General features: G+C 72.8%; 10 protein-coding genes. 8 read left to right on the forward strand and 2 right to left on the reverse strand.

Annotated features, from left to right (window positions below):
- Window positions 1-61: 61 nt before the first annotated feature.
- Window positions 62-1,303, reverse strand: coding sequence for a glucose-1-phosphate adenylyltransferase (gene glgC / locus CPE01_RS11845; RefSeq protein WP_146806970.1), 1,242 nt, complete (start codon window positions 1,301-1,303; stop codon window positions 62-64).
- A gap of 118 nt (window positions 1,304-1,421) precedes the next feature.
- On the opposite strand from glgC, the gene glgA reads away from it, so the two are divergent.
- The gene (gene glgA, locus CPE01_RS11850; protein WP_146806972.1) at window positions 1,422-2,645 is read left to right on the forward strand and encodes a glycogen synthase; all 1,224 of its coding nucleotides are present in this window, start codon (window positions 1,422-1,424) and stop codon (window positions 2,643-2,645) included.
- Here glgA and CPE01_RS11855 read toward each other — a convergent pair.
- Complete coding sequence (locus tag CPE01_RS11855) at window positions 2,624-3,412, reverse strand: Rv1486c family protein (protein ID WP_146806974.1); 789 nt, start codon at window positions 3,410-3,412, stop codon at window positions 2,624-2,626. The genes glgA and CPE01_RS11855 overlap by 22 nt on opposite strands.
- A gap of 129 nt (window positions 3,413-3,541) precedes the next feature.
- Here CPE01_RS11855 and CPE01_RS11860 point away from each other — a divergent pair, with 129 nt between their 5' ends.
- The 7 genes from CPE01_RS11860 to CPE01_RS11890 all read left to right on the forward strand — a co-directional run bounded on the left by CPE01_RS11860 (window position 3,542) and on the right by CPE01_RS11890 (window position 12,032).
- On the forward strand, window positions 3,542-4,333 hold the full coding sequence (locus tag CPE01_RS11860) for an ABC transporter ATP-binding protein (RefSeq protein ID WP_146806976.1): 792 nt from the start codon (window positions 3,542-3,544) through the stop codon (window positions 4,331-4,333).
- Between the two features lie 141 nt (window positions 4,334-4,474).
- Window positions 4,475-4,909 (forward strand): NfeD family protein, encoded by a 435-nt coding sequence (locus CPE01_RS11865; protein ID WP_146806978.1) that lies wholly within the window; start codon window positions 4,475-4,477, stop codon window positions 4,907-4,909.
- A gap of 36 nt (window positions 4,910-4,945) precedes the next feature.
- Window positions 4,946-6,175 (forward strand): SPFH domain-containing protein, encoded by a 1,230-nt coding sequence (locus tag CPE01_RS11870; protein ID WP_146806980.1) that lies wholly within the window; start codon window positions 4,946-4,948, stop codon window positions 6,173-6,175.
- Between the two features lie 111 nt (window positions 6,176-6,286).
- Window positions 6,287-6,982 carry a TetR/AcrR family transcriptional regulator gene (locus CPE01_RS11875; RefSeq protein ID WP_146806982.1) on the forward strand — a complete coding sequence of 232 codons (696 nt, stop codon included), beginning with the start codon at window positions 6,287-6,289 and terminating at the stop codon, window positions 6,980-6,982.
- Window positions 6,982-8,724, forward strand: a complete 1,743-nt coding sequence (locus tag CPE01_RS11880) for an ABC transporter ATP-binding protein (RefSeq protein WP_146806983.1) — start codon at window positions 6,982-6,984, stop codon at window positions 8,722-8,724. Before CPE01_RS11875 ends, CPE01_RS11880 begins: the two co-directional genes overlap by 1 nt.
- The gene (locus tag CPE01_RS11885) at window positions 8,721-10,763 is read left to right on the forward strand and encodes an ABC transporter ATP-binding protein (protein WP_371862002.1); all 2,043 of its coding nucleotides are present in this window, start codon (window positions 8,721-8,723) and stop codon (window positions 10,761-10,763) included. The genes CPE01_RS11880 and CPE01_RS11885 overlap by 4 nt, the downstream gene beginning before the upstream one ends.
- Before the next feature lie 183 nt (window positions 10,764-10,946).
- Window positions 10,947-12,032, forward strand: a complete 1,086-nt coding sequence (locus CPE01_RS11890) for a lytic polysaccharide monooxygenase (RefSeq protein ID WP_146806985.1) — start codon at window positions 10,947-10,949, stop codon at window positions 12,030-12,032.
- The last annotated feature ends 163 nt before the right edge of the window (window positions 12,033-12,195 follow it).

The raw sequence follows: 12,195 nt of genomic DNA on the forward strand, positions 1-12,195 counted from the left end.
GAGATCGCCGCGCGGCGCCCTCGGGCGTCCACGCCGGACGTGCCTGAGGGCGTCGCACGGGTCAGCTCGTGATGATCGTGCCCTTCGGGACGACCGTCAGGCCCGACTCGGTCACGGTGAAGCCGCGTGCGAGGTCGTGCTCGTGGTCGAGACCGATGCGTGCCCGTTCCGGGACCACCACGTTCTTGTCCAGGATCGAGCGGTGCACCTGCGCGTAGCGGCTGACCTGCACGCCGTCCATCAGCACCGAGTCGGTGACCTGGGCCCACGAGTGCAGGCGCACGCCCGGCGACAGCACCGAACCGGACACGGTCGCACCGGAGACGACGACACCGGGGGAGACGATCGAGTCCGCCGCGTGCCCGAGCCGCCCGGCACCGGCGTGCACGAACTTGGCCGGCGGCAGGCCGGTGTACCCGGTCAGGAGCGGCCACTCGTCGTTGTAGAGGTTGAACACCGGCTCGATCGCGATGAGGTCGATGTTGGCCTCGTAGTACGCGTCGAGCGTCCCGACGTCGCGCCAGTAGTCGCGGTCGCGCGGGGTCGAGCCCGGCACGTCGTTGCGGATGAAGTCGTACACCGCCGCGGTGCCGCGCTCGACGAAGGCCGGGACGATGTCGCCGCCCATGTCGTGGCGGCTGTTGACGTTCTCGGCGTCCTCGGTGACCGCGCGCGCCAGCGCCTTGGCGTCGATCACGTAGTTGCCCATCGAGGCGAGCACCTCGTGCGGCGAGTCCGCCAGGCCGATCGCGTCCTTGGGCTTCTCGCGGAACGCCCGGATGCGCGTCGGGTCGCTCGCGTCCGTCTCGATGACGCCGAACTGGTCGGCCTCCGCGAGCGGCTGCCGGATGCCCGCGACGGTGAGCTCGGCGCCCGACTCGACGTGCGCCTGCACCATCTGCGAGAAGTCCATGCGGTACACGTGGTCGGCGCCCACCACGACGACGATGTCGGGGCGCTCGTCGTCGATGATGTTGAGGCACTGGTAGATCGCGTCGGCGCTGCCGAGGTACCAGTGCTTGCCGACGCGCTGCTGCGCGGGGACCGCGGCGACGTAGTTGCCGAGCAGCGGGGACATGCGCCACGTCTTGGACACGTGACGGTCCAGGCTGTGGGACTTGTACTGCGTGAGCACGATGACGTGCAGGTAGTGCGAGTTGATGACGTTCGAGAGGGCGAAGTCGACGAGTCGGTAGATGCCGCCGAACGGCACCGCGGGCTTGGCGCGGTGGGTCGTCAGGGGCATGAGTCGCTTGCCCTCGCCACCTGCGAGGACGATGGCCAGGACGCGCGGTTGTGCCATGCCCTGACCCTAGGCCCGACGGGCGCCGGGAGCGAGGTCAGGACGCGCGGACGCGCTAGCGTGTCGCGCATCGCGGCCCACCCGGGTCCGTCCCTGCCAGCGTCCACGGAGGTCGTCAGTGCGCGTCGACATGCTCACCCGGGAGTACCCGCCTCACGTCTACGGCGGTGCGGGCGTGCACGTGGCCGAGCTCGCCGCGGTGCTGCGCGGGAGCATCGACGTGCGCGTGCACTGCTTCGAGGGCGCGCGCGACGAGCCTGGCGTGCGGGGCTACGACGTGCCGAGCGAGCTCGTCGGGAGCAACGCCGCGCTCCAGACGCTCGGGGTCGACCTCGAGATCGTCGCAGGCGTCGGTGCGTCCGACGGCGGCCCGCGCACGGACCTCGTGCACTCGCACACCTGGTACGCGAACCTCGCCGGGCACCTCGCGAGCCTGCTGCACGGCGTGCCGCACGTGCTCACCGCGCACAGCCTCGAGCCGCTGCGGCCGTGGAAGGCCGAGCAGCTCGGCGGCGGCTACGCGCTGTCGAGCTGGGTCGAGCGCACCGCGTACGAGGCCGCGGCCGCCGTGATCGCGGTGTCCGGGGGCATGCGCGACGACATCCTGCGCAGCTACCCGGCCGTCGACCCCGCGCGCGTGCACGTCGTGCACAACGGGATCGACCTCGCGGGCTGGCGCCGCCCGGTCGACGACGAGGCCCTCGCCGCCGCGGACCGCACGGTGCGCGCCCTGGGCATCGACCCGACCCGCCCCGCGGTCGTGTTCGTCGGACGCATCACGCGCCAGAAGGGCCTGCCGTACCTGCTGCGCGCGGCCGAGCAGCTGCCGGCCGACGTGCAGCTCGTGCTGTGCGCGGGCGCTCCCGACACGCCCGAGATCGCGGCCGAGGTGGCGGGACTCGTCGAGCGGCTGCGCGAGAAGCGCTCCGGGGTCGTCTGGATCGAGCAGATGCTGCCGCGTCCGGACCTGGTCGCGGTGCTCGCGAGCTCGACGGTGTTCGTGTGCCCCTCGGTGTACGAGCCGCTCGGCATCGTCAACCTCGAGGCCATGGCGGTCGGGCTCCCGGTGGTCGGCACCGCGACCGGCGGCATCCCCGAGGTCGTCGACGACGGCGTGACCGGCTGGCTCGTGCCCATCGACCAGGTGCAGGACGGCACCGGGACGCCGCGCGACCCCGATCGGTTCGTCGCGGACCTCGCGGCGACGCTCGTCGACGCCGTCTCGGACGCCGACCGCGCCGCCCGCTGGGGGCTCGCGGCGCGCCGTCGGGTCGAGGACCACTTCTCCTGGACGGCCGTGGCGCAGGAGACCCTGGGCGTCTACCGCAGCGTGCTGGGCTGAGCGCGCGGACCGGCGAGCGTCGCGGCCGCCAGCGCCCGCCGCGCCAGCCGGTCCACGTCGCGCAGCGCCGCCGAGCGCTGGTCGGCCTGCCACAGGTTCACGGCGCCGCCGTCGTCCCGGGCGGCCAGGTCCACGATCGCGCACAGGCGCGCCGCGCTCGCGAGCACGCGCCCGCGGTGCGCGTCGAGGCGGTCCGGCAGCCGCCACGTCGGCAGGGCGGCGTCGCGCAGCGCGACGACCTGTGCCGCGTGCTCGTCGTCCCAGTGCGCGACGTCGAGCCGCACGAGCGCGTCGGTCACGTCGACGAGGCCGCGGCGCAGCCCCCGGTCGGCGTCCTCGAGCGAGCCGAGCGCCTGGACCGGCAGGAGCCAGTCGGGCACGGCGGTCAGGTGCCACGTCACCAGGTGGCCGGGCTCGAGCGCGGAGCCGAACGCGGCGACCTCCGGGACCAGCGCGTGCGCCGTGGAGTCGGTGCGGATCAGCACGACCTCGTGCGCCGTGAGCGCGGCCCGCGACACGGGAGCGGGGACGCCGGCGGCGTCACCGGGAGCCGGGAGCAGGGCGACGACGTCGAGGTCGGCCGCGGCCCACTGCGCGAGGGCGTCGGCGAGTGGCCGGCGCTCGCCCGTCGCGGTGTCGACGAGCTCGTGCGGCTCGTCGTCGACCTGCACGCCGCGCAGCGCGGCGGCGGTGGTCGTGGTGCGGGAGGCGCCCGCGCCGAGCCACAGCGCGAGGACCACGGAGCGGGGGAGGTCGAGGTCGGGCACGCGTCCACGTTACGTGGGCGGCCGAGGTGCCGCGGACGCCCCCACGTGGTCGGGCTGCGCGCGGGACGCCGCGTGCCCACCCGTGGTCACGTGCACCGGCACGCGCGCTCCAAACGTTAGGGTCGTGCCATGACCGACGTGCTCGACCTCCAGGACGTGACGATCCGACGGGGGACGACGACGATCCTCGACGGGGTCTCGTGGCGCATCCGGGAAGGTGAGCGCTGGGTCGTCCTCGGGCGCAACGGCGCCGGCAAGACGACGCTCCTGCAGGTCGCGTCCGGGCGCATGCACCCCACGGGCGGCACCGCCTCCCTGCTGGGCAGCCAGCTCGGTCACGTCGACGTGTTCGAGCTGCGGCCGCGGATCGGGCTGTCGAGCGCGTCGCTCGCAGACAAGATCCCCACCGGCGAGCTCGTCCGGGACGTGGTGCTCACGGCCGCCTACGGGGTCACGGGCCGCTGGCGCGAGGAGTACGAGGAGCTCGACGAGGCGCGCGCGACCGACCTGCTGCGGGCGTTCGGCGTCGAGCACCTGGGCGAGCGGTACTTCGGCACGCTCAGCGAGGGCGAGCGCAAGCGCGTCCAGATCGCGCGGGCCCTCATGGCCGACCCCGAGCTGCTGCTGCTCGACGAGCCCGCGGCCGGGCTCGACCTCGGCGGGCGCGAGGAGCTCGTCGAGGCGCTCGCGGAGCTCGCCGCCGACCGCCGTTCGCCCGTGCTCGTCCTGGTCACGCACCACGTCGAGGAGATCCCGCCGGGCTTCACGCACCTGCTGCTCCTGCGCGACGGCACGGTGCACGCGTCCGGCCCGATCGAGGAGGTGCTGACGGCCGAGCAGCTCTCCGGGGCGTTCGGCCTCGACCTGCTGCTGGACCGCCACGCGGGCCGCTGGACGGCCCGGTCCGCCGCGCTCGCCTGACGCCTCGCCCGCACCGCCGCTCGCGCCGCCGCGCCCCCGGGTCGCGGGTCGTCGAGGGCTGCCGACGATCCGGGGGGAAACCTCACGAGAACGTCAAGCGTGTGCCTAGGATGACCCAACGGCGACGAGAAGGGGTCCGCGGTGCACTGGCTGTGGTGGGTCGGAGGAGCGCTCGCGCTCGGCATCCTCGAGATGCTCTCGCTCGAGCTCGTGTTCATCATGGCCGCGGGCGGCGCACTGGCCGGGGCGATCGCCTCGGCCGCGGGCGCCCCGCTGTGGGCGCAGATCCTCATCGCCGCGATCACGTCGGTCCTGCTGCTCGTCACCCTGCGACCGTGGCTGCTGCGCCACCTCAAGAAGCGCACCCCGCTCGTCGAGACCAACGCCTCGGCGCTCGTCGGCCGTCCGGCCGTGGTGCTCGCGACGGTCACCGCCGAGGCGGGCCGCGTGAAGCTCGCGGGCGAGGTCTGGAGCGCCCGGACGACCGCCGGCGCGGCGCTGCCGCCCGGCACCGAGGTCCTGGTGGACCGCATCGACGGCGCCACCGCGGTCGTCGTCCCCACCCCGGCCGCCTGAGCGGCGCGAGGACCCGTACCGGACCAAGGAGGCCCCATGCCGGAGGACACCACGAACGTCGGCCAGATCGCGCTGATCGTCGTCCTCGCGCTCGTCCTGCTGTTCGTCGTCATCGCGCTGTTCCGCTCGGTGCGGATCGTGCCGCAGACCGTGGCGGTCATCGTCGAGCGCCTGGGCCGGTACTCGCGCACGCTCGACGCGGGTCTGCACCTGCTGATCCCGTTCGTCGACCGCGTGCGTGCGGGTGTCGACCTGCGCGAGCAGGTCGTCTCGTTCCCGCCGCAGCCCGTCATCACGTCCGACAACCTCGTCGTGAACATCGACACGGTCATCTACTTCCAGGTCACGGACCCGAAGTCGGCCGTGTACGAGATCGCGAACTACATCACGGGCATCGAGCAGCTCACGGTGACCACGCTGCGCAACGTCATCGGCTCGATGGACCTCGAGCAGACGCTCACGAGCCGCGACCAGATCAACGGCCAGCTGCGTGGCGTGCTCGACGAGGCCACCGGCAAGTGGGGCATCCGCGTCAACCGCGTCGAGCTCAAGGCCATCGACCCGCCCGCCTCGGTGCAGGGCTCGATGGAGCAGCAGATGCGCGCCGAGCGTGACCGCCGCGCCGCCATCCTCACGGCCGAGGGTGTCAAGCAGTCGCAGATCCTGACCGCCGAGGGCGAGAAGCAGTCGGCGATCCTGCGGGCCGAGGGCGAGGCGCAGGCGGCGATCCTGCGGGCCGAGGGTGAGGCGCGCGCGATCCTGCAGGTGTTCGACGCGGTGCACCGCGGCGACGCCGACCCGAAGCTGCTGGCGTACCAGTACCTGCAGACGCTGCCGAAGATCGCGGCGTACCCGTCGAACAAGATGTGGTTCCTGCCCTCGGAGCTCACCGGGGCGCTGGGTCAGCTCGCGCAGGGGCTCGGGGGAGTGGCGGCGCCCACCGGTGACGCCGGTGGTCGTCCCGCGGGGACCTCGCCGCTCGGCGAGGACCTCCCGCCCACGACCCTGACGGACCCCGCCGAGGCGCTCGCCGAGGCCAAGCGCGAGTCGGCCGCCGCGACGGCGGACGCGACGAGCGCGGGCACGCTGTCCGGCCGGCCGTTCGACCCGGCGGCCGAGCTCGGGCAGCACCCGGGTGCCGCGGCCGTGCCGTCGCGGCCCGCGACCCCGCCGGTGCCGCCGCAGCCCGCCCGGCCGGACGTCCCGCCGCCGCCCGCGCCGTCGGGCGAGCCCGGCACGTCGGACCAGCCGCCGTACGACCGTTGACACGGGCCGGTCGGGCACACCGCGTGCCCGACCGGCCTCGTCCGCCCGCGACGACGGCGGGCGCGCGGCGGGGCCTTGCTGAGTGAGTGCTCACTCACTTATGGTGCCCACGTGAGTCGCACCGGTCGCGCCGCGCCGCTCCCGCCCGAGGAGCGGCGATCCGCCATCCTGCGTGCCGTGCGTCCCGTCGTGCTCGAGCGCGGTACGCGCGTCACGACGAAGGAGCTCGCGCAGGCCGCGGCGGTCGCGGAGGGCACGCTGTTCCGCGTCTTCCCCGACAAGGCCGCGCTCGTGCGCGAGGTCGTGCTCGCCGCGGTCGACCCCGCCGACGACGTGCCCGCGATCGAGGCCATCGACCGGGGGCAGCCGCTGGCCGACCGGGTGCGGGCGGTGATCGAGATCGGGCTCGCCCGGACCAGCCGCACGATCCGCTGGATGGGGATCCTGCACGAGCTCGCGCACGCCTCGGACGGCACGCGCGACGAGGACGCGCACCGCCGCATGACCGAGTTCACGCAGCGGCAGGAACGCGGTCAGCGCGCCGTCCGCGCGGCGATCACCGATGTGCTCGGAGCGGACGGCGACCGTCTCGCGCGGCCCGCCGACCAGGTCGCCGAGCTGCTCGCGGTGACGGTCCTCGGCCTGTCGATGCTGCAGATCGAGGCGACGCGTCGGGGCGCCGAGCCGCAGCTGCCGGACCTCGACGTCGTCGTGGCCCACTTCCTGCACGGCGCGCTGGGCGCGCACCCGCCCCACCCGCACCCGCCCCACCTGCACCCGTCGTCCTCGTCGGCCTGGAGGCCGTGATGCTCAACCGACTCCTCAAGGAGCACCTGGCGCCGTACTCGCGTGCGGTCACGGCGGTCGTCCTGCTGCAGCTCGTGCAGACGCTCGCGACGCTCTACCTGCCGAGCCTGAACGCGCGGATCATCGACGACGGCGTGGCCGTGGGCGACACCGACGAGATCATGCGCCTGGGTGCCGTCATGCTCGCGGTGAGCCTCGTGCAGGTCGCCGCCGCGGTCGCGGCGGTCTGGTACGGCTCCTACGCCGCGATGGGGTTCGGCCGCGACGTCCGGCGCCGGCTCTTCGCGCACGTGCAGACGTTCTCGGCGCGCGAGCTGGGTCAGTTCGGTGCGCCGACGCTCATCACACGCACGACGAACGACGTGCAGCAGGTCCAGATGGTCGCGCTGATGACCTTCACGTTCGTCATCATGGCGCCGATCATGCTCGTCGGCGGCGTGGTGATGGCGCTGCGTGAGGACGCGGGCCTGTCGGTGATCCTGCTGGTCGCGGTGCCGGTGCTCGGCATCGTGATCGCCTCGATCGTGTCGCGGATGATCCCGTACTTCCGGGTCATGCAGAAGCGCATCGACGCGATCAACCGGGTCATGCGCGAGCAGATCGCGGGCATCCGGGTCGTGCGCGCGTTCGTGCGCGAGGACCGCGAGGCGCAGCGGTTCGACGACGCGAACCGTGCGCTGTACGACACGTCGCTGCGCACCGGTCAGCTCATGGCGCTGATGTTCCCCGCGGTCATGCTGGTGCTCAACCTCACGAGCACGTCGGTGCTGTGGTTCGGCGGGCACCGGGTCTCGGACGGCACGATGCAGATCGGCCAGCTCACGGCCTTCCTGTCCTACCTCGCGTACATCCTCATGGCCGTGATGATGAGCACGATGATGTTCGTCATGTTCCCGCGCGCGATCGTCGCGGCGGGACGCATCGGCGAGGTGCTCGAGACGCAGACCAGCGTCCTGCCGCCCGTCGCGCCCGTGCCGCTGCCGGCCGACCCGGCCCAGCGCGGCAGGCTCGAGCTGCGGGGCGTCGAGTTCCGTTACCCGGGCGCTGAGCGCGCGGTCCTCGAGGACGTCGACCTCGTCGTCGAGCCCGGCCGGACGACCGCGATCATCGGGTCCACCGGCTCGGGCAAGTCGACGCTCCTCAACCTGGTGCCGCGCCTGTACGACGTGACCGACGGCCAGGTGCTGCTCGGCGGTGTCGACGTGCGCGACCTCGACCAGCGCGAGCTGTGGTCGCAGATCGGCCTGGTGCCGCAGAAGCCGTACCTGTTCTCCGGCACCGTGCGCTCGAACCTCGAGTACGGCGCGCCCGGCGCGGACGACGACGCGCTGTGGCACGCGCTCGAGGTCGCCCAGGCGCGCGACTTCGTCGAGGCGATGGCGGGCGGGCTCGACGCGTCGATCGAGCAGGGTGGCGCCAACCTGTCCGGCGGCCAGCGCCAACGCCTCGCGATCGCGCGCGCCCTGGCCCGACGACCACGCCTGTACCTGTTCGACGACTCGTTCTCCGCGCTCGACTACGCGACCGACGCGGCGCTGCGCGCGGCGCTCGTCCCGCAGACGCGTGACGCGGCCGTGCTCGTCGTCGCGCAGCGCGTGGCGACGATCCGCAACGCCGAGCACATCGTCGTGATGGACGCCGGGCGCGTGGTCGGTGAGGGCACGCACGCCGAGCTGCTCGCGACCAACCCGACCTACCAGGAGATCGTGTACTCCCAGCTCAGCGAGCAGGAGGCGGCATGAGCACGCCCCGAGGTCAGCAGCCGCCCGCGGCGCAAGCCGGTCGTCCCGCGGACGCCGGCGCGCCGGCGGGGGCCGGTCAGCCCACGGCGGCCGCGCCCGCGCGCATGCGCCGCGGTCCCGCCGGGCACGGGCCGATGGCGATGGGCGTGCCGGGCGAGAAGTCCATGAACTTCCGCGCGTCCGGAGCTCGGTTCCTGCGCGAGCTGCGCCCCGAGCGGGTGCGCATCGGCGCGATCGTGCTGCTCGGTGCCGCGAGCGTCGTGCTCGCGGTGATCGGGCCGAAGCTCCTGGGCGCCGCGACCGACGTCCTGTTCACGGGTGTCGTGGGCTCGATGCTGCCCGCGGGGGTGAGCAAGGCCGAGGCGATCGAGGGCCTGCGCGCGCAAGGTCAGGACCGCATCGCCGACATGCTCTCGGCGATGGACGTGGTGCCCGGGCAGGGCGTCGACTTCGACCGGCTCGGCCGGATCCTGCTCGTCGTCGCGCTCGTGTACGTCGGGTCCTTCCTGTTCGGCTGGGTGCAGGGACGCATGACGGCGGGGGTCGTGCAGCGCTCGGTGCTGCGGCTGCGCGCGGACGTCGAGGCCAAGCTGTCGCGCGTCCCGCTGCGCTACGTCGACTCCCAGCCGCGCGGCGAGCTGCTGTCGCGCGTGACCAACGACATCGACAACGTCGCGCAGACGATGCAGCAGACGCTCAGCCAGGTCATCACGTCGGTGCTCACGGTCGTCGGCGTGCTCGCGATGATGTTCTGGATCTCGCCCCTGCTGGCCGTCGTCGCGCTCGTGACCGTCCCGCTGTCGATGGTCGTCGCAGCCATGATCGCCAAGCGCTCCCGGCCACGGTTCATCGAGCAGTGGACGTACACCGGGCAGGTCAACGCGCACATCGAGGAGATGTTCACCGGCCACACGCTCGTGCAGGTCTTCAACCACTCCGACGAGGCCGTCGAGACCTTCACGCAGCGCAACGAGGCGCTCTACGACTCGAGCCGCCGCGCGCAGTTCATCTCGGGCATCATCCAGCCCGCGCTCGGGTTCATCGCGAACCTCACGTACGTGATCATCGCGGTCGTCGGCGGGCTGCGGGTCGCGGCCGGTGCGATGACGCTGGGCGACGTCCAGGCGTTCATCCAGTACAGCCGCCAGTTCTCCCAGCCGATCACGCAGCTCGCGAGCATGGCGAACCTGCTGCAGTCGGGCGTGGCGTCGATCGAGCGGGTCTTCGACCTGCTCGACGCCCCCGAGCAGGACCCCGACCCCGAGCCGGCGGCCACGCTGGACCGCCCGGTGCGCGGACGGGTCGAGTTCGAGCACGTCGCGTTCTCCTACCGCGACGACGAGCCGCTCATCGAGGACCTGTCGCTCGTCGCCGAGCCCGGGCAGACCATCGCGATCGTCGGCCCGACGGGCGCCGGCAAGACGACGCTCGTGAACCTCGTCATGCGGTTCTACGAGGTCGACGCCGGCCGGATCACGCTCGACGGCGTCGACACGCGTGCGCTCACGCGCGACGAGCTGCGCCGGGCGACGGGCATGGTGCTGCAGGACACGTGGCTGTTCGGCGGGACCATCGAGGAGAACATCGCCTACGGCGTGGACGGTGCGACGCACGAGCAGGTCGTCGCGGCGGCCGAGGCGACGTTCGTCGACCGGTTCGTGCGGACGCTGCCCGACGGCTACGACACGGTGATCGACGACGAGGGCACGGGTGTCTCCGCGGGGGAGAAGCAGCTCCTGACGATCGCGCGGGCGTTCTTGTCCGACCCGGCGATCCTCATCCTGGACGAGGCGACCTCGTCGGTCGACACGCGCACCGAGGTGCTCGTGCAGCACGCGATGAACGCGTTGCGGGCGGGGCGGACGTCGTTCGTGATCGCGCACCGCCTGTCGACCATCCGCGACGCGGACACCATCCTCGTGATGGAGCACGGCTCGATCGTCGAGCAGGGCACGCACGACGACCTCCTCGCAGCAGGCGGCGCGTACGCGCGGCTCTACCAGAGCCAGTTCGCGGCGGCCGTCACCGACGACGTGTGACGCCGGCAGAGGCCTGACCTGGCCACACGCAAGGTGTGGAGGTCCCGCGATTGCCAGGGTGAACCGTTTCGGCCGTTGCCGGTCGATCGTCGGCTGGGGACGGTGGAGGCCCTCGCCTGTGCGGGTCGTGCCCGCAGCGAGGCGGACCCCCGCGCGCAGGCACCTGACCCCCAGGAGGAACCCATGCGAACGTCCGCACGACCTGTCCGGTCGGGCCCGCTGCGCCGGCTGCGCCGCGCCCTGATCGCGGTCCCGCTGAGCCTCGCGCTGGGACTCGGCGCGATGGCGGTGCTCGCGCCCTCGGCGAGCGCGCACGGTTCGGTCACCGACCCCCCGACCCGCAACTACGGCTGCTACGAGCGCTGGGGCGCCGACCATCTCAACCCGGAGATGGCGACGCTCGACCCGATGTGCTGGCAGGCGTTCCAGGCGAACCCGAACACGATGTGGAACTGGAACGGCCTGTACCGCGAGAACGTGGGCGGCCGGCACGAGGCGGTGATCCCCGACGGCCAGCTCTGCAGCGGCGGCGAGACCCAGAACGGCCTGTACAAGTCGCTCGACAAGGTCGGCAACTGGACCGCCAAGCGCGTCCCGAGCACGTTCACCCTGACGCTGACCGACGGTGCGAAGCACGGCGCGGACTACCTGAAGATCTACGTCACGAAGCCGGGCTTCGACCCGACGAAGCAGGCGCTCACGTGGGGCTCGCTCGACCTGATCAAGACCACGGGCTCCTACCCGACGACCGGCCTGTACCAGACGGACGTCAACCTCTCGGGCCGCAGCGGCCGGGCCGTGCTGTACACGATCTGGCAGGCGAGCCACCTCGACCAGCCGTACTACCTGTGCAGCGACATCATCATCGGCTCGGGCTCCGACCCGACCGAGGAGCCCACCGAGGAGCCGACGGAGGAGCCCACCGAGGAGCCGACCGAGGAGCCCACGCAGGAGCCCACGCAGACGCCGACCGACGAGCCCACGCAGACGCCGACCGGCGCCTGCACCGCGACGGTCAAGGTCAACTCCAGCTGGCCCGGCGGGTACGTGGCCGACGTCGTCGTGACCGCAGGGTCGCGAGGCGTGAGCGGGTGGAAGGTGACCGTGGGCGGAGCCACGATCACCCAGGCCTGGGGGAGCAGCCACAGCGGCAACGTCCTGACGAACGCGGCCTGGAACGGCACGCTCTCGTCCGGGGCGTCCACGACGGCCGGCTTCATCGGCTCGGGCGCGGCCGACGGCCTGACGGCGAGCTGCGCGGCAGCCTGATCCAGCAGCGCGGGCGACGCCCGGGGAGCGCCGACCGGCGTACCCCGGGCGTCGTCGTGCGCGAGCTCCGCACACGCTCACGTGCTCGACACGCGAGCCGGTGACGGCACGAAACGGGACGAGTCGGGCTGGCGGCGGCCGTACCCGCGTGACTAGGTTCGTC

Source organism: Cellulomonas persica, from assembly GCF_007989825.1.
GTDB classification, from domain to species: domain Bacteria; phylum Actinomycetota; class Actinomycetes; order Actinomycetales; family Cellulomonadaceae; genus Cellulomonas; species Cellulomonas persica.

What these genes read in the sequence shown, in the direction of transcription:
- glgC (WP_146806970.1), bottom strand. Translation starts at nt 1,303, where the DNA reads ATGGCACAACCGCGCGTCCTGGCCATCGTCCTCGCAGGTGGCGAGGGC.
- CPE01_RS11860 (WP_146806976.1), top strand. Translation starts at nt 3,542, where the DNA reads ATGACCGACGTGCTCGACCTCCAGGACGTGACGATCCGACGGGGGACG.
- CPE01_RS11870 (WP_146806980.1), top strand. Translation starts at nt 4,946, where the DNA reads ATGCCGGAGGACACCACGAACGTCGGCCAGATCGCGCTGATCGTCGTC.
- CPE01_RS11880 (WP_146806983.1), top strand. Translation starts at nt 6,982, where the DNA reads ATGCTCAACCGACTCCTCAAGGAGCACCTGGCGCCGTACTCGCGTGCG.
- CPE01_RS11885 (WP_371862002.1), top strand. Translation starts at nt 8,721, where the DNA reads ATGAGCACGCCCCGAGGTCAGCAGCCGCCCGCGGCGCAAGCCGGTCGT.
- CPE01_RS11890 (WP_146806985.1), top strand. Translation starts at nt 10,947, where the DNA reads ATGCGAACGTCCGCACGACCTGTCCGGTCGGGCCCGCTGCGCCGGCTG.